Source organism: Azoarcus sp. PA01 (assembly GCA_001274695.2).
Lineage (GTDB): Bacteria > Pseudomonadota > Gammaproteobacteria > Burkholderiales > Rhodocyclaceae > Aromatoleum.
In genome coordinates, this window is the sequence record LARU01000004.1 from 22,433 (window position 1) to 40,085 (window position 17,653).

Below are 17,653 nucleotides of genomic sequence, written 5' to 3' on the forward strand. Positions count from 1 at the left end.
GCGCGGATCGAATGCAGTGAAATCCGGAGTGGAGTTTGGCGCGACGCGCCGCGGCGGCGAGCTGCTGTCGAGGCTCGCCGCGGTGGCGGTGCTGGTCGCGCTCTTCGTCGGTGGCAGCCAGCCGCAGGCGGCAGGGCTGATCCCGGCGCCGTGGGACAAGCTCGCGCATGTGGCGGTGTTCGGGGTGCTGACGCTGTCGCTCGCGCGCGGTTTTTCGCTGCCGCCGGTTTGGGCGGGCGGGGTTGCGGCGCTGTTCGGCATCGCCGACGAGCTGCATCAGAGTTCGCTGCCGGGGCGGGTCGCAGGGGTCGAGGACTTGCTGGCGGATCTGGCCGGGATCGCGCTGGCGCTCGCGGTGCTGCACTGGCAGCGGCGGGCGGGGATGCGCGAAGGTCGGAAGGTTGGAATCGGATGAATGGTTTGACGATGGATGGGGCCGGGCAGCGCTCGGGGGGTTGGGCGGTGTGGGTCGCAGCGCTGATGCTGGTGTTCGCGCCGCTGGTGCGCGGGGCGAACCGGCCCCTGGCGTTGCTCGCGCTGGAGCTGCTCGCGCTGTTGCTGCTGTCGGGCGCGGTGGCGCGGCCGGTGTTCATGGCGCGGCTCTCGCGGCCGTTGCTGCTGGCGCTGGCGATGGTCGTCGCCGTGCCGTTGCTGCAACTCGCGCCGCTGCCGTTCGAATTCGGGGCGGCGCTGCCCGGGCACGGGCCGTATGCCGTCGCGCAGACTGAGGTGGGCGCGGCGCCGGAATGGCTTGCGCTGTCGGCAGTGCCTTATCTCACCGAGCAGGCGCTGTGGGCGCTGCTGCCGCCGTTGGCGGTGTTCCTGGTCGTCGTCGGGCTGGGCGAGGCGCAGGTGCGGCGGCTGGTGATGGTGTTTGTCGCAGTCGCGGTGTTCGAGGCGGTGTTCGGGTTGATTCAATATGGGGGCGGGCCAGAGTCGGCACTGCGCTTTGGATACAGGACTCACGGCGACAGCGCGATCGGCACCTATGCGAATCACAGTCACTTCGCGGGCCTGCTGGTGATGGCGCTGCCGATCGGCCTCGCGCTGCTCGCGTCGACGATCTTTTCGCTGGACGAATCGGCGGGCCATCGCCAGCGGCGCGGCGGGGCGCTGCACCGGCTCAAGGCGCTCGTCGGCGGCGAAGGCGAGATGAATCGCACGGTTGTGTATGCGGCAGTGTGCATCGCGCTGCTGCTCGGCATCGTGTTCGCGCGCTCACGCACCGGGATCGCGGTCGGCATGGTCGGCGTGGTGCTGTCGGCAGTCGTGCTGATGCGCAATTTCGGCGCCGGTTTCGCGACGCGCATGGTCGGCGCGGTGTCGGCGTTGGGGGTCGCGCTGGCCGTGGCGGTCGGGCTTTCGCCGGTGTTCGCGCGCTTCGGCCAGGACGCGACGCAGGACGGGCGCTGGCCGATGCTCGACGCGACGCTGGAAGCGGCGTCGGCGTTCTTCCCGTTCGGCAGCGGCATCGGCACGTTTCCGGCGGTGATCCGGGCGTTCCATCCGAACGAAATCGGCGGCGAGGTCTACATCAACCACGCGCATAACGACTTCGCCGAGTGGTGGATGGAAGGCGGCGTGCCGGCGCTGGTGCTGATGCTGACGCTGGCGGTGCTCTACCTGCTGCGCTGGCGCGCAGTGTGGGCGGTGCGCAACTGGCGGCCGCTGCACATGATGCAGGTCGGCGCCGGGGTCGGCGTGCTGCTGATCGGGCTGTTCGGGTTGACCGACTACAACCTGCGCATTCCCGCGAATACGATGTACTTCGCATTCCTCGCCGCGGTGTTCTTCCACCCTGGCGAGCGTGAGCGGGAGCGCCGGCGCGGCGAGCGCCGCCGACCGGCAGCGGTTGCGGAACCGGTCGCCGCGCAGACGAGGGCCGAGCCCGTCGTGCCGCCGGGAATCCGCGCGGCAGAGGCCGGCGCGGCAGTGAGGCCCAATCCGTTTGCGGATTGAGCGTGGAGGCAATCAGAGAACTGTGTCGGCACTCAGCAGGTTCTTGTGCGACTTGTGAATCCCGTGTGAACTGAGTCTCGCCGCCGACTCGGGGGAATCTGTTTCTCATTGTTGACAACGCGGGCGAATCGATAACAATGAGAAACACTATGCCCGCAAAACCACCCGCACCTTCAATCGTTGCCGCCGAGAAGCTCAAGCGAGTTGGCCAAAAGATTCGCGAACATCGCAAGTCGATACGCGTGAGCGCTACCGCGGCTGCCGAGGCGGCCGGAATGTCTCGCGTGACATTGCACAGGATTGAAAAGGGCGAGCCGTCTGTAACCATGGGGGCTTACATGAACGCGCTGTCGGCCCTCGGTCTCGATGTCGACATCGTGACGCTCGCGAACGCGGCCGTGCTTCCGGAGCAGACGACGGGCGGCAAAGGGTGGTTACCAGCACGCGTTTGTCTTGACGACTACCCGCAGCTGAAGCAAGTTGCCTGGCAGGTGCACGGGACGGACTACCTGACGCCAAGCGAAGCATTCGGGATCTACGAGCGTAACCGGCGCCACTTGGACTTCGCGCACATGGCGCAGCGCGAGCGGGATCTGATCGATTCGCTTCGTGTCGCGTTCACCAAAGGGAGGGCCGTCGAGTGATGTTTGAACGCCTTCACCATCGACATATCGCGCAGGTCCTTGAATCGCTCGACGGGCCGCTTCTCAAGCAAAACCAATGCTTGTTTGGCGGCGGCACGGCGATTGCGCTGCGCTATGGTGAGTTCCGTGAGTCGGTCGACATCGACTTTCTCGTTTCGGATCTCCCGAGCTATCGCAACCTGCGATCGTTGCTGACCGGTCCCCGCGGTGTTCTGGCGCTCGCATCAGAGGGGGGGGGCGCATTCGAGCAGATCGGGGATGTGAGAACTGATCAGTATGGGATACGAACTCAGCTTGCCGTGGCCGATCAGCGGATCAAGTTCGAGATCGTGCTGGAAGGGCGCATCTTGTTGGCGGCGCCCGGCGTGGACGATGAAGTCTGCGGTATCGCCCTATTGACGCCGCTCGACATGATGGCAAGCAAATTGCTCGCAAACTCCGACAGATGGATGGATGACGGAGTTTTTAGCCGGGATCTGATTGATCTGGCCATGATGGCCCCAGCTCTTGGATTGCTCCGACAGGCCATTACCAAGGCCGAGGGAGCTTATGGCAAATCGATCCTGCTCGATCTGGAGAAAGCAATCGACAGCATGCAGACTCGACGGGGATGGCTGGAGCGCTGCATGCAGGCAATGGCGATGACGACGCCGAAAGCAGAGTTGTGGCAGAAAGTCCGTAGACTGCGACGCGTGCTGCCTTGATCCGCCCTTCCCGGCGGGGTCTATGCCAAACGGTGTGCCCTGGGGTCAGACTCGATTTCTTCCCCCGCAAGGGCGTGCGGCAGAGCTGCCTGAGTTGCTTGCTTCGGCGGATTGGCCTCTGGGTTCTGATCGCTGCGAGGCCGGGCTGCGGGGGCGTCTCCCGAGGCGCAAAACACGCGCTATCGCTCGTGACGCCGATGCCAACATGGGACGATAACTGCGCCCACCGGCGAGACCCAGCGGGTGCTGTCGGATTGAGGGCGACCGGGTGTACAAGCTCGGGGGTTCAGGGCGAACGGGGGTACAAGCTCGGGGGCTCAGGGCGAATGCTTGTCTTTGATTGCCGTCTTCATAGTCGCAATGCCGTGCGGATGGCGCTGCGAACGCCGCAGGCTCGTCCGCGCTGCTAGATGTGCAGCCGCTGCAGCAGTTCGCGTTCGATCTTGACGACGCGGGCATCCTGCGACAGCCCGTTGCCGCTGAGCAGGAACGTGTCTTCGACGCGTTCGCCGAGTGTGGCGATCTTCGCGGTGTGCAGGACGATGCCGTTTTGCGCGAGCACTTCGGCGACGGCGAACAGCAGCCCGCGGCGGTCGGCGGCGGTCAGCGACAGGATGTAGTGCTTGCCGGACTCGTCGGGCAGGATGCTGACGCGCGGGGTGATCGGGAAATGCTTCACCTGGCGTGACAGCCGGCCGGCGGACGGGCGGTCGGGCGGGGCGGAGTTTTTCAGGCGTTCGCTGAGCTCGTGCTCGATCAGCGTGATGACGTCGCGGTAATGCTCGGCGTTGCCCGGATCCTGCAGCATGAAGCTGTCGAGCGCGTAGCCGTGGCGCGTGGTGTGCACCTTGGCGTCGACGATCGAGAAGCCGAGGCGGCCGAAGAACCCGGTCAGGCGGACGAACAGATCCTTCTGGTCGTGCGTGAACACCATCACCTGCACGCCCTGGTCGACGTCGGTGACGCGCGCCTTGACGACCGGCTCGAGTGTGGCGGGGCGGTAATACAGCGTGCGGCTGTGCCACGCGATCTCTTCGGCCGAATGGCGCATGAAATACACCGGGTCGAGCTGGGCCCACAGCGCGTCCTCGACGCCGGGCCGCAGCCCGTGATAGCGCAGCAGCGCGCGCGCGTCTTGCTGGCGGTCGTCGAGCCCGAGCGCCTCCTGCGGTGTTGCGCCGCGCAGCAGCCGCCGCGTGGCGAAGAACAGGTCTTCGAGGAGCTTGCCTTTCCAGCCGTTCCAGACTTTAGGGCTGGTGCCGCGGATGTCGGCGTGCGTCAGCAGATACAGCGCGATCAGCCGCCGCTCGGTGCCGACCGTCTCGGCGAAGCGCCCGATGACAGTGGGGTCGGAGGTGTCTTCCTTCTGCGCGAAGTGGGACATCGTCAGGTGATGGCCGACGAGCCACACGACGAGATCGGCGTCTTCGCGGGCGAAGTGGTGATGCTCGCAGAATTCGCGGGCGTCGACCGTGCCGAGCTTCGAATGGTCGCCGCCGCGGCCTTTCGCGATGTCGTGGAACAGCGCGGCGACGTACAGCAGCCAGTGGCGGTCGAAAGACATGATGAGCTGCGTCATCAGCGGATATTCGTGCGCGTGCTCGCCCATCGTGAAGCGGCGTACGTTGCGCAGCACCATCATGATGTGCTGGTCGACGGTGTAGACGTGGAACAGGTCGTGCTGCATCTGCCCGACGATGCGCCGCCACGCGGGCAGGTAGGCGCTGAGGATGCCGTACTGGTTCATCCGGCGGAACTCATGCACGATGCCGCGCTTTTGCTGCAGCATCGTGACGAAAAGCGCGCGGTTGTGCGGGTCGGCGCGAAACGCGGCGTTGATGCGCTTGCGGTTGAGCCACAGCGCACGCAGCGTGCGCGCCGTCATGCCCTTGAGCTCGGAGCGCTGCTGGAGGATCAGGAAACACTCGAGCAGCGCTGACGGGTGCCGGGCGAAAGTGTCGTCTTCGCGCATGTCGAGCAGCTCGCGCACCGCCTGGAAGTGCTCGTTGATGACGATCGCCGCGCCGGCGCGCCGCGGAAAGATCTCGACGCCGTAGTTCTGCAGCAGGATCGTGTTGGTCTGCGTGACCTTCTTCGCGTTGACGTAGTAACGCTGCATGAACACTTCGGAGGCGCGCTTGGCGGTGGTCGCTTCGATGCCGAGCGCGCTGGCGAGCCTTTCCTGGTAGTCGAACAGCAGCCGGTCTTCGCCGCGCCCGGTGAGGTAGTGCAGGCGGATGCGCACGTGCTGGAGGAAACGTTCGATGCTGCGCAGGTCGCGCGCTTCCGCGCCGGTGATCAGCCGCCGCCGCGCGAGGTCGCGCCAGTTGCGCCCGAGCCCGGCCGCGCGCGCGATCCAGCCGAGCATCTGCAGGTCGCGCAGTCCGCCCGGACTCTCCTTGCAGTTCGGTTCGAGCGCGTAAGGGGTGTCGTTGTAGCGCGCGTAGCGCTTTTCCTGTTCGAGCTGCTTGGCCTTGAAGAACACCCGCACGTCGAGCAGCGCGCGATAGCGCCGGCAGAATTCCTCGAACAGCGGCCGGTTGCCTTCGAGCAGGCGCGATTCGAGCAGGTTCGTCTGGACGGTGATGTCCTGTTCGGCGGCGTCGATCGCTTCGGTGACGGTGCGCGCGCTGTGGCCGATCTCGAGCCCGACGTCCCACAGCGCGCCGAGCAGCACCGACAGGCGCGCCTGCATCGCGTCGTCGGCGCTGTCGGGCAGCAGCACCATCAGGTCGACGTCGGAGCACGGGAAGAGCTCGCCGCGGCCGTAGCCGCCGACCGCGAGCAGCGCGACGTCGGCCGGCATCGCGCAGCCGCGCCACAGGCGGTGGATCGTCTCGTCGACGAGGTGGGCGCGACCTTTCAGGACGGTGGAGGTCGCCGGATGGGCCTCGTAGGCCATGCGGATGCGCATGCTGCCGTCGGCGAGGCGGGCGCGCGCGTCGCCGATCGCGGCCTGGACCGCCGCGTCCGTGGGGATCGCCGCGGTGCTCATTCGCGCCTCAGGCCAGCGCCGGAAACAGCGGCGCGACGAGCGCCGGCGGTGGAGGACAGCCCGCCGAGAGCGTCAGCACTTCGACGCCGGTGTCGGTGACGAGCACCATGTGCTCCCATTGCGCGGACAGGCTGCGGTCTTTCGTGACGATCGTCCAGCCGTCGGGAAGCTCGGAAATCGCCGCCTTGCCGGCGTTGATCATCGGCTCGATCGTGAACGTCATGCCGGGGCGCAGCTCGATGCCGGTGCCGGCCTTGCCGTAGTGCAGCACCTGCGGTTCTTCATGGAACTTCAGGCCGATGCCGTGCCCGCAGAATTCGCGCACCACGGAAAAGCCGTTGCTCTCGGCGTGCTTCTGGATGATGTGGCCGATGTCGCCGAGCCGCGCGCCGGGGCGCACGACCGAGATGCCGAGCCACAGGCATTCGAGCGTCACCTGGCACAGGCGCTTGGCGAGGATCGAACCGTCGCCACCGACGATGAACATGCGGCTGGTGTCGCCGTGGTAGCCGTCCTTGATGACGGTGATGTCGAGGTTGACGATGTCGCCTTTCTTCAGCGCCTTGTCCCCCGGCACGCCGTGGCAGATCTGGTGATTGACGGACGTGCAGATCGACTTGGGATAGGGCGGGTAGCCGGGCGGCGCGTAGTTGAGCGGCGCGGGGATCGTGTGCTGCACGTTGACCATATAGTCGTGGCACAGGCGGTCGAGTTCTCCGGTCGTCACGCCCGGCTGGACGTAGGGCGCGATGTAGTCGAGGACTTCCGCGCCGAGTCGGCCGGCGACGCGCATTTTCCCGATTTCTTCCGGCGTCTTTATTGTGATGCTCATTTCCGTGGGGTCGCGTGTAAATGAGAAAGGCTAGCGCATGCGCGAACGCGCGGCAAATTCATGCTGCCCCGCCGGAGGCGCGCGGGCGCGAGGCAAGCGCGAAGTCACCTTGAGTGCGCAATGGCATAGCTGATATCATCTCGGGCTTGTCTGCCGACCGAGGCGGGCAAAATCCACACGCCCGGCATCGTACCGAAAGGGTCCGCCGGATCGGGGCACGTGCCCCGTGGCGGTTTTAGGTTGCCGAAAGATCGCGGAGAAATCCGCGAGCGTTTGCGAGTATTTGTCGATTTTTTTGTCGATATTCGCGAACGGGCGACCGTGCCGGGCGGCGGTTCAACCCTGAAAATCCGGAGTTTCAAATGACTGTCACGATGCGTCAGATGCTCGAAGCGGGCGTCCACTTTGGCCACCAGACCCGATTCTGGAATCCGCGCATGGCCCCGTACATTTTCGGCCAGCGCAACAAGATCCACATCGTCAACCTCGAGAAGACGATGGGCAAGTACAACGAAGCGATGAACTACGTGCGCAAGCTCGCGGCCAATCGCGGCACGATCCTGCTGGTCGGCACGAAGCGCCAGGCGCGCGAGATCGTCTCCGAGGAAGCCCGCCGCGCCGGCATGCCGTTCGTCGATGAGCGCTGGCTCGGCGGCATGCTGACCAACTTCAAGACGGTCAAGCAGTCGATCAAGCGCCTCAAGGAAATGGAAGGGATGGTCGAGGACGGCTCGATCGAGCGCCTGTCCAAGAAGGAAGCGCTGATGGCGACGCGCGAAATGGACAAGCTGAAGAAGAGCATCGGCGGCATCAAGGACATGGGCGGCCTGCCCGACGCGCTGTTCGTCATCGACGTCGGCTACCACAAGATCGCGATCACCGAAGCGCAGAAGCTCGGCATCCCGGTCGTCGCCGTCGTCGATACCAACCATTCGCCCGACGGCATCGACTACGTGATCCCCGGCAACGACGACTCGTCGCGCGCGATTCGCCTGTATGCCCGCGGCGTCGCCGACGCGGTGCTCGAAGGCCGCAGCCAGGCGCTGCAGGACGTCGTCGCAGCGGGCTCGGACGAGTTCGTCGAAGTCGAGGAAGACGGTTCGGACGAGCAGGCCTGAGCCCTGCCGGCCTTTGATCGCGTCGAATTGAATACCGAATACAGGAGTTAGCATGGCGGAAATTACCGCAAGCATGGTCAAGGAACTGCGCGAGAAGACCGACGCGCCGATGATGGAATGCAAGAAGGCGCTGACCGAAGCCGCAGGTGACCTGGCCAAGGCCGAGGAAATCCTGCGCGTCAAGCTCGGCAGCAAGGCGAGCAAGGCGGCGTCCCGCGTGACCGCCGAAGGCATCGTTGCCACCTACCAGTCGGCCGACGGCAAGCTCGCCGCGCTGGTCGAAGTGAACTGCGAGACCGACTTCGTCGCGAAGAACGACGACTTCCTCGCGTTCGCCGCTGCGGTCGCCGAGCTGGTCGCGACGCGCAATCCGGCCGATGTCGCCGCGATCGGCGCGCTCGAGCTCGACGGCCAGACGGTCGAGCAGGTGCGCACCGCGCTCGTCGGCAAGATCGGCGAGAACATCACGATCCGCCGCTTCACGCGGATCGACGCGCAAGGCGCAGTGTCGAGCTACATCCACGCCGGTGCGAAGATCGGCGTGCTGGTCGACCTCGTCGGCGGCGATGAGGCGCTCGGCAAGGACCTGGCGATGCACATCGCCGCGGCCAAGCCGAAGGCGCTGATGGCGTCCGAGATCCCGGCCGAGCTGATCGACACCGAGCGCCGCATCGCGATCGAGAAGGCGCGCGAAGCCGGCAAGCCGGAAGCGATGCTCGAGAAGATCGCCGAAGGCACGGTGCAGAAGTTCCTCAAGGAAGTGACGCTGCTCGGCCAGCCGTTCGTCAAGGACGACAAGCTGACGATCGAAACCCTGCTGAAGTCGCGCAACGCGTCGGTGGCGAGCTTCGTGCTGTACGTCGTCGGCGAAGGCATCGAGAAGAAAGTGTCCGACTTCGCCGCCGAAGTGGCTGCGCAGGCCGCCGCCGCGGCGCAGAAGTAAGGGCTGCAAGATGAGTGTCGCCGCCTACAAGCGCATCATGTTGAAGCTGTCCGGCGAGGCCCTGATGGGGGACGACTCGTACGGCATCAACGAGGATGTGGTGAGCCGCATCGTCGCCGAGATCGCCGAGGTCAGTCGCCTCGGCGTGCAGATCGGCGTGGTTATCGGCGGCGGCAACATCTTTCGCGGCATGAAAGGTGCCGCGTCCGGCATGGACCGCGCCACTGCCGACTACATGGGCATGCTGGCGACGGTGATGAACGCGATGGCGCTCGCCGACGCGTTCCGTCGTGCCGGAGTCGAGGCGCGCGTGCAGTCGGCGCTGCGCATCGATCAGGTCGTCGAGCCGTACATCCGCGGCCGCGCGATCCGGCACATGGAAGAAGGCCGCGTCGTGATCTTCGCTGCCGGCACCGGCAACCCCTTCTTCACGACCGACACCGCGGCCGCGCTGCGCGGGTCGGAGATGGCCGCGCAGATCGTGCTGAAGGCAACGAAAGTCGACGGCGTGTATACCGCCGACCCGCAGAAGGACCCCGAGGCGCAGCGCTATCACCGCATCAGTTTCGACGAAGCGATCGGCCGCAATCTGGCCGTTCTCGATGCGACCGCGTTTGCGTTGTGCCGCGACCAGAAACTGCCGATCAACGTGTTCTCGATCTTCAAGCCGGGCGCGCTCAAGCGCGTCGTGCTCGGCGAGGACGAAGGCACGCTGGTCCATTCGTGAGGACTCGACGATGATCCCCGAACTCAAGAAGACGACCGAGCAGAAGATGCAGAAGTCGATCGAGGTGCTCAAGGCCGACCTCGTGAAAGTGCGCACCGGCCGCGCCCACACCGGGCTGCTCGACCACGTCATGGTCGAGTACTACGGCAGCATGGTGCCGATCAACCAGGTGTCGAACGTGACGCTGGTCGACGCGCGGACGATCGGCGTGCAGGTGTGGGAAAAGCCGATGGTGCAGAAAGTCGAGCGCGCGATCCGCGACTCCGACCTCGGCCTCAATCCCGCGAACCAGGGCGACATCATCCGCGTGCCGATGCCGGCGCTGACCGAAGAGCGCCGCCGCGACCTGACGAAAGTCGTCCGCCACGAAGGCGAGGCGGCGAAAGTCGCGATCCGCAACCTGCGCCGCGACGCCAACCAGCACCTCAAGGATGCGGTCAAGGACAAGACGATCTCGGAGGACGACGATCGCCGCGCCCAGGAAGACATCCAGAAGCTCACCGACCGGTACATCGCCGAGATCGACAAGCTGCTCGCGCAAAAAGAGCAGGAACTGATGCAGCTCTGATCCTTCCGGATCACCTCCAGTCCGGACGAGCCGCGGGAGACGCATCATGACGGAATCATCCTTCATCAGTTCGACTCGCGACGTCCCGGCGGTGTCGGGCATTCCCCGCCACATCGCGATCATCATGGACGGCAACGGCCGCTGGGCGCGCAAGCGCTTCATGCCGCGCGTCGCCGGCCACAGCCGCGGCGTCGAATCGGTGCGCAGCGTGATCCGCACGTGCATGGAGCGCGGCGTGTCCTACCTCACGCTGTTCGCGTTCAGCTCCGAGAACTGGCGCCGCCCGGCCGACGAGGTGTCGTTCCTGATGCAGCTGTTCATGCGTTCACTGCAGAAGGAAGTCGACCGGCTCCACGACAACGGCATCCGTTTTCGCGTCATCGGCGACCTGTCGCGCTTCGATCCGAAGCTCGTCGACATGATCCGCCGCGCCGAGGAGCGCACCGCCGCGAACGAAAAGCTGACCCTGACGATCGCCGCGAACTACGGCGGCCGCTGGGACATCCTGCAGGCGATGACGCGGATGCTGGCAAAGCACCCCGAGCGGCGCGAAGGGTTCACCGAAGAGGATCTGTCCGCCGAGCTGTCGCTGAACTACGGCCCGGAGCCGGACCTCTTCATCCGCACCGGCGGCGAGCAGCGGATCAGCAATTTCCTGCTGTGGCAGCTCGCCTATTCCGAGCTTTATTTCACCGATACGTTGTGGCCCGATTTCGACGTCGCGGCGCTGGACGAGGCGATCCGCTCGTACCAGGCGCGCGAGCGCCGTTTCGGGCGGACCAGCGAGCAGCTCAATCAGGCCGAAGGCGTGGTCTCTCCGTCCGGCGGCCATGCTTAGAACGCGCGTCATCACGGCGCTGGTGTTGCTGGCGGGTCTGCTGGCGGGGATTTTCCTGCTGCCGCCGTGGGGCTGGCTCGCGCTCGCCGCGGTCATCTGCGCGGCAGCGGCGTGGGAGTGGGGCGGCCTCGGCGGCTTTGCCGTCGGCCCGCGCAGCGTGTTCGCGGCGCTGATGGGCGTCGCCTGTCTGTTGACCGGCGCGATGAGCGGGCTCGCCGGCGACGCCGCCTCCGCGGCGGGCGGGCTCGCGGCGCTGTACTTCGCGAGCGCCATGTTCTGGGTCGCCGTCGTGCCGGTGTGGCTGGCGAGAAAATGGCGCATCACCGGCACGGCCGGCACGGTCATCGTCGGCCTCGTCGTGCTGTTGCCGCCGGCGCTCGCGCTCGCGCACCTGCGCATGCTCGGTCCGTGGCTGCTGCTGGCGGTGATGGCGGCGACGTTCGTGTCGGACATCGCGGCCTATTTCACCGGGCGCGCATTCGGTCGCCACAAGCTCGCGCCGGCGATCAGTCCGGGCAAGACCTGGGAAGGGGCCGGCGGCGCGGTTGCCGGCGTGCTGGTGTTCGCGCTGATCGTGCTGGCTGCGAACGCGCCGTCGATGCTCGACGCGCCCACGGTGTGGCTGGTGGTTCCGCTGCTCGCCGCGTTCACCGCGGTCGGCGTCCTCGGCGACCTTTTCGAGTCGCTGCTCAAACGTCAGGCGGGCGTCAAGGACAGCGGCAGCATGCTGCCCGGGCACGGCGGCATCCTCGACCGCATCGACAGCCTGACCTCAACTCTTCCGCTGGCCGGTCTGGCAGCTTTATGGCTGGCTCTTTGATCGTGCCTGACCCGATTCCCCCCCGTCTGCAACGCGTCACGGTGCTCGGCGCGACCGGTTCCATCGGCATGAGCACGCTCGACGTGCTCGCCCGTCACCCGGATCGCTTCGAGGCGTTCGCGCTCACCGCGCAGATCCAGGTCGAGCGTCTGTTCGAGCTGTGCCTGCGCTTTTCGCCGCGCTTCGCGGTGCTCGTCGATGCGGGCGCGGCGGCCGATCTGCGCCAGCGCCTGAAAGCCGCCGGTTCGGCGACGGAAGTGCTCGCCGGTGCGGCGGCGCTCGTCGATGTCGCGGCGCACCCCGACACGGACGCGGTGATGGCGGCGATCGTCGGCGCCGCGGGCCTTGCGCCGGCGCTTGCCGCGGCGCGCGCCGGCAAGCGCGTGCTGCTCGCGAACAAGGAGGCGCTGGTGCTGTCCGGGCGGCTCTTCATGCAGGCGGTGGCGGCGAGCGGCGCCGAGCTGCTGCCGATCGACAGCGAGCACAACGCGGTCTTCCAGGCTTTGCCGCAGGGCTACGCGCGCGACCCGCAGCGTTGCGGCGTGCGGCGCATCCTGCTGACCGCCTCGGGCGGTCCGTTTCGCGAGCGCTCGCTCGAGAGCCTCGCCGACGTCACGCCGGACGAGGCGTGCGCCCATCCGAACTGGGTCATGGGGCGAAAAATCTCGGTCGACTCGGCGACGATGATGAACAAAGGGCTCGAAGTCATCGAGGCGCACTGGCTGTTCGCGGTGCCGCCGGAGGCGATCGAAGTCGTCGTGCATCCGCAGAGCGTCATCCATTCGATGGTCGAATATGCCGACGGCTCGGTGCTCGCGCAGCTCGGCAACCCCGACATGCGCACGCCGATCGCGCATGCGCTGGCCTATCCCGAACGCATCGACGCCGGCGTGCGCGCGCTCGATCTGTTCGAGATCGGCCGGCTGAACTTCGAGCGCCCGGACTTTGTCCGCTTTCCGTGCCTGGCGCTCGCGTACGACGCGCTGCGCGAAGGCGGGGCGGCGGCGGCCGTGCTCAACGCCGCGAACGAGGAAGCGGTCGCCGCGTTCCTCGAGCGCCGGGTGGGATTCACGCGCATCCCCGACATCATTGCGGCGACGCTCGAACGCGCGCGCGATCTGTCGGTCGATTGCATCGAGGCAATCCTCGATGCCGATGCGCGCGCACGTGAAGTCGCGCGAAGTGAAATCCTCGCCCGACAGACGACTCCATGAACATTCTCGAATACCTGATCCCGTTCGTTCTCGCGCTCGGCCTGCTGATCCTCGCTCACGAGCTGGGCCATTACCTGATCGCGCGCGCGTGCGGCGTGAAAGTGCTGCGTTTCTCGATCGGCTTCGGCCGCCCGCTGCTGCGCTGGACCGCCGGCGCCGATCGCACCGAATGGGTGATCGCCGCGTTCCCGCTCGGCGGCTACGTGAAGATGCTCGACGAGCGCGAAGGCGAAGTCCCCCCGGCCGAGCTGCACCGCTCGTTCAACCGCCAGTCGGTATGGCGGCGCTTTGCGATCGTCGCAGCCGGACCGCTCGCCAACTTCCTGCTCGCGATCGTGCTGTACTGGGGCCTGTTCGCGACCGGCGCCGAGGAGCTCAAGCCGCGGCTCGCGCTGACCGACGGGCCGAGCATCGCGGCGTCGGCGGGCGTGCGCGAAGGCGATCTCGTCGCCGCGGTCGATGACGAAGCGGTGCGCAGCTGGCCCGAGCTGCGCTGGGTGCTGTTGCGCCACGCGCTCGACGCGCGCGAAGTGACGTTGCAGGTGCGTACTGCCGAAGGCGGCGAGGCGCAGCGCACGCTCGACCTGTCCGGCGTCGAGGTCGACGACGGCGAGAGCGACCTGATCGCGAAGATCGGCCTGCGCCCGTGGCGCCCGCTGATTCCGCCGGTGGTCGGCCGGATCATCCCGGACGGCGCGGCGGCCGCGGCTGGCATCAGGGAAGGCGACCGTTTCGTGTCGCTCGCCGGCGAGCCGGTCACGTCGTGGGTCGACTTCGTCGAGCGGGTGCGCAGCTCGCCCGGTGAATCGCTGCCGGTGCGGCTGATGCGCGGCGACACGCCGGTCGACACGACGCTCGTGCCCGAGGTGTCGGAGGACCGGGGCGAGCGCGTCGGAAAAATCGGCGTCGCGGTCGCCGAGCCGCCGGGCGGGCGCGAGGAGATGTTCGCAGTCGTGCGCTACGGCCCGATCGACGGGCTGTCGAAGGCGATGGCCCAGACCTGGGAAACCAGTGTGCTGAGCCTCAAGATGATGGGGCGCATGCTGACCGGCGAAGTGTCGTGGAAAAACCTCTCCGGACCGGTGACGATCGCCGACTATGCCGGGCAGTCGGCCCAGCTCGGATTGAGCCATTACCTCAAGTTCGTCGCGCTGATCAGCATCAGCCTGGGGGTGCTGAACCTGCTGCCCATCCCGGTGCTGGATGGCGGGCATTTGCTGTATTATGTGATCGAAATTATCAAGGGCGGCCCAATTCCCGAGCGCGTGATGGAGATCGGCCAGCAAATCGGCCTGGTTGCGCTTGCAATGTTGATGGCATTCGCCTTTTACAACGACATAACACGTCTCATTTCTGGCTGAATCCCTGATGAAACACAAGCTTCTCACCGGGCTGTTGACGGCCCTGTTCGCCGTCGCGCCGGTGCATGCGTTCGAGCCTTTCGTTGTCAAGGACATCCGGGTCGAAGGGATCCAGCGAACCGAAGCCGGAACGGTATTCAACTACCTTCCGGTGCGGGTCGGAGAGACCTTCACCGAAGCGCAGGCCGCCGAGGCGATTCGCGGTCTCTTTGCCACCGGGTTTTTCAAGGACGTGCGGATCGAGGTCGAAGGGGACGTGCTGGTGGTGCTCGTCGACGAGCGTCCGGCGATCGCCCAGATCGACTTCGTCGGGGTCAAGGAGTTCGACAAGGAAGCGCTGAAGAAGGGGCTGCGCGAAGTCGGCCTCGCCGAATCGCGGATCTTCGACCGCTCGCTGCTCGAACGCGCGGAGCAGGAGCTCAAGCGGCAATACCTGAGTCGCGGCAAATATGCCGCGGTGATCGAGACGACGGTCACCCCGCTCGAGCGCAACCGCGTCGGGTTGAACTTCAAGGTCGATGAGGGCGAGGTGGCGAAAATCCGCCAGATCGAGATCATCGGCAACAAGGCGTTCAAGGATTCCGAGCTGCTCGGCCTTTTCCAGCTGACCACGCCGGGGTGGCTGACCTGGTACACGAAGAACGACCAGTATTCACGCCAGAAGCTCGCCGCGGACCTCGAGAACCTGCGTTCGTATTATCTCAATCGCGGCTATCTCGACTTCAACATCGATTCCACGCAGGTTTCGATCACGCCCGACAAGAAGGACATCTACATCTCGGTGAGCGTCACCGAAGGCGAGCGCTACACCGTCTCGGCAGTGCGCTTCGCCGGCGACCTGATCCTGCCCGAAGAGGAATACCGCAAGCTGGCGGCGATCAAGCCGGGCGAGATCTTCTCGCGCGAAAAGCTGACCGAGACGACGAAAGCGGTCGCCGACCGTCTCGGCAACGAAGGCTACGCGTTCGCCAACGTGAATGCATCGCCGGAAGTGGACAAGGAAAAGCGCGAAGTCGCGTTCACGATCTTCGTCGACCCGGGTCGCCGCGTCTATGTCCGGCGCATCAACGTCGGCGGCAACACGAAGACGCGCGACGAGGTGGTGCGGCGCGAGATGCGCCAGATGGAAGGCGCCTGGTACGACGCCGAAGAGATCAACCGGTCGCGCACCCGCATCGACCGGCTCGGGCATTTCGAGGAAGTGACCGTCGAGACGCCGCCGGTGACCGGCACGACCGACCAGGTCGACGTCAATTTCAACGTCAAGGAGCGCCCGACCGGCAACCTGACGCTCGGCGTCGGCTTCTCGAGCTCGGAAAACGTCGTGCTCTCGGCGTCGGTGTCGCAGCAGAACCTGTTCGGTAGCGGCAACGCGCTGACGCTCGCGCTCAATACCAGCGAATCGAGCCGCACCTACGCGCTGTCCTTCACCAACCCGTATTTCACGCAGGACGGCCTGAGCCTCGGCTGGGACGTCTATCACCGCACCTACGATCCGTCGGAATCGCTGTCGGTCGCGCCGTACAAGACCGTGTCGTCGGGCGCCGGGCTGCGCATGGGCTACCCGATCGCCGAAGACGACTCGATCAACTTCGGCCTCGCCGTCGATCGCACTGTCATCACGACGTTCGACGAGAGCCCGCAGCAGTACCTCGACTTCTGCGACCCCAACAAGGACGACTTCGACTGCGACTCGGTGACCAGCCTCGTGGCGACGGCCGGCTGGTCCCGCGACACGCGCGACAGCACGTTCTATCCGCGCATGGGCAGTTACCAGCGCGTCTTCGGCGAGCTGAGCATCCCGCCCGGCGCGCTTCGTTACTACAAGCTCAATTACCAGTACCAGCACTGGTTCCCGTTCGGCCGCGACTACGCGCTGATGCTCAACACCGATCTGGGCTGGGGCAAGGGGTACGGCGGCAAGCCGCTGCCGTTCTACAAGAACTTCTACGCCGGCGGCATCGGGTCGGTGCGCGGCTTCGACCAGAGCTCGATCGGCCCGAAGGATCCGATCAGCGAAGATGCGCTCGGCGGCAACCGGCGCGTGATCGGCAACGCCGAATTCTATTTCCCGCTGCCGGGCACCGGCAGGGACCGCTCGTTCCGCATGTCGGCCTTCTTCGACGTCGGCTCGGTGTGGAGCGAGGGCGACAAGGTGAAGGCCGCCGACCTGCGCTACAGTACAGGGCTGGCGTTCTCGTGGAGTTCCCCGATTGGCCCGCTCAAGTTCAGTTTCGGTCTTCCGCTGAAGAAGAAGGAAACCGACGAACTGCAGAAATTCCAGTTCCAGTTGGGCTCGGTCTTCTGAGCGCCCCCGGGAAACGGCCTGGCCGTTTCCGCCCCGCGAGGGGGACAGGAAAACCCGGGACGGCCCGGCGTTTTCTCGAGAGAACCAGATCTACCGGATTCCGTTGGAGAAAGATGTGAAAGTTACGACCCTGACCGTTCTTGCCGCTGCGCTGCTGAGCGTTGCCGCGCCCGCCGCCCTGGCCGAGTCCAGGCTCGGCTTCGTCAATTCCGACCGGGTGATGCGCGAAGCCGCGCCGGCAGTGCGCGCGCAGCAGCGTCTCGAGAAGGAGTTCGAGAAGCGTGACCAGGAGCTTCAGCGACTCGGCAAGGAACTGCAGGCGCTGCAGGAAGATCTCGAACGCAACGGCGTGACGATGGCCGAAACCGACCGGCGCAACAAGGAACGCTCGTTCAACGACCTGAACCGGGACTTCCAGCGCAAGCAGCGCGAGTTCCGCGAAGACCTGAACCAGCGCCGCAACGAGGAGCTCGCGTCGGTGCTCGACCGCGCCAACCGCGCCGTCAAGCAGATCGCCGAAGCCGAGAAATACGACGTGATCCTGCAGGAAGCCGTCTACGCGAGCCCGCGCATCGACATCACCGACAAGGTGATCAAGGCGCTGGCGGACAGCAAGTAAGCG

At 66.0% G+C, this 17,653-nt stretch carries 16 protein-coding genes; 14 read left to right on the forward strand and 2 right to left on the reverse strand.

All coding sequences use genetic code 11. The features are described from left to right. The first annotated feature begins 16 nt into the window (after window positions 1-16). From PA01_12210 to PA01_12225, 4 genes are all read left to right on the forward strand, one after another. Entirely contained in the window at window positions 17-415 is a 399-nt protein-coding gene (locus PA01_12210; protein KON80315.2) for a VanZ family protein, read from the forward strand. Beyond that, complete coding sequence (locus PA01_12215) at window positions 412-1,959, forward strand: O-antigen ligase family protein (protein KON79319.2); 1,548 nt, start codon at window positions 412-414, stop codon at window positions 1,957-1,959. The genes PA01_12210 and PA01_12215 overlap by 4 nt, the downstream gene beginning before the upstream one ends. Before the next feature lie 149 nt (window positions 1,960-2,108). Continuing rightward, window positions 2,109-2,603 (forward strand): helix-turn-helix domain-containing protein, encoded by a 495-nt coding sequence (locus PA01_12220; protein ID KON79320.1) that lies wholly within the window; start codon window positions 2,109-2,111, stop codon window positions 2,601-2,603. After that, window positions 2,603-3,307 (forward strand): nucleotidyl transferase AbiEii/AbiGii toxin family protein, encoded by a 705-nt coding sequence (locus PA01_12225; GenBank protein KON79321.1) that lies wholly within the window; start codon window positions 2,603-2,605, stop codon window positions 3,305-3,307. Before PA01_12220 ends, PA01_12225 begins: the two co-directional genes overlap by 1 nt. Window positions 3,308-3,713: 406 nt before the next feature. Here the strand turns inward: PA01_12225 and PA01_12230 are convergent, their stop codons facing one another. Further along, a complete protein-coding gene (locus tag PA01_12230) occupies window positions 3,714-6,302 on the reverse strand; it encodes a [protein-PII] uridylyltransferase (protein ID KON79322.1) in 2,589 nt (862 codons plus the stop codon). A gap of 7 nt (window positions 6,303-6,309) precedes the next feature. Beyond that, entirely contained in the window at window positions 6,310-7,134 is an 825-nt protein-coding gene (map, locus tag PA01_12235; GenBank protein KON79323.1) for a type I methionyl aminopeptidase, read from the reverse strand. Between the two features lie 362 nt (window positions 7,135-7,496). Here map and rpsB point away from each other — a divergent pair, with 362 nt between their 5' ends. From rpsB to PA01_12285, 10 genes are all read left to right on the forward strand, one after another. Then, window positions 7,497-8,252 (forward strand): 30S ribosomal protein S2, encoded by a 756-nt coding sequence (rpsB, locus tag PA01_12240; GenBank protein ID KON79324.1) that lies wholly within the window; start codon window positions 7,497-7,499, stop codon window positions 8,250-8,252. 52 nt (window positions 8,253-8,304) lie between these two features. Next, complete coding sequence (gene tsf, locus PA01_12245; GenBank protein KON79325.1) at window positions 8,305-9,195, forward strand: translation elongation factor Ts; 891 nt, start codon at window positions 8,305-8,307, stop codon at window positions 9,193-9,195. Window positions 9,196-9,205: 10 nt separating this feature from the next. Further along, on the forward strand, window positions 9,206-9,922 hold the full coding sequence (gene pyrH / locus PA01_12250) for a UMP kinase (GenBank protein KON79326.1): 717 nt from the start codon (window positions 9,206-9,208) through the stop codon (window positions 9,920-9,922). A 10-nt stretch (window positions 9,923-9,932) separates the two neighbouring features. Then, complete coding sequence (gene frr, locus PA01_12255; GenBank protein ID KON79327.1) at window positions 9,933-10,490, forward strand: ribosome recycling factor; 558 nt, start codon at window positions 9,933-9,935, stop codon at window positions 10,488-10,490. 46 nt (window positions 10,491-10,536) lie between these two features. Continuing rightward, window positions 10,537-11,328: a polyprenyl diphosphate synthase gene (gene uppS, locus PA01_12260; protein KON79328.1), complete on the forward strand. Its 792-nt coding sequence runs from the start codon at window positions 10,537-10,539 to the stop codon at window positions 11,326-11,328. Further along, complete coding sequence (locus tag PA01_12265) at window positions 11,321-12,148, forward strand: phosphatidate cytidylyltransferase (protein ID KON79329.1); 828 nt, start codon at window positions 11,321-11,323, stop codon at window positions 12,146-12,148. The genes uppS and PA01_12265 overlap by 8 nt, the downstream gene beginning before the upstream one ends. Window positions 12,149-12,150: 2 nt before the next feature. Next, complete coding sequence (gene ispC, locus PA01_12270; protein ID KON80316.1) at window positions 12,151-13,362, forward strand: 1-deoxy-D-xylulose-5-phosphate reductoisomerase; 1,212 nt, start codon at window positions 12,151-12,153, stop codon at window positions 13,360-13,362. Then, a complete protein-coding gene (rseP, locus tag PA01_12275; GenBank protein KON79330.1) occupies window positions 13,359-14,723 on the forward strand; it encodes an RIP metalloprotease RseP in 1,365 nt (454 codons plus the stop codon). The genes ispC and rseP overlap by 4 nt, the downstream gene beginning before the upstream one ends. Window positions 14,724-14,730: 7 nt before the next feature. Continuing rightward, window positions 14,731-17,031 carry an outer membrane protein assembly factor BamA gene (gene bamA, locus PA01_12280; protein KON79331.1) on the forward strand — a complete coding sequence of 767 codons (2,301 nt, stop codon included), beginning with the start codon at window positions 14,731-14,733 and terminating at the stop codon, window positions 17,029-17,031. A 115-nt stretch (window positions 17,032-17,146) separates the two neighbouring features. Then, window positions 17,147-17,650, forward strand: a complete 504-nt coding sequence (locus PA01_12285; protein ID KON80317.1) for an OmpH family outer membrane protein — start codon at window positions 17,147-17,149, stop codon at window positions 17,648-17,650. The last annotated feature ends 3 nt before the right edge of the window (window positions 17,651-17,653 follow it).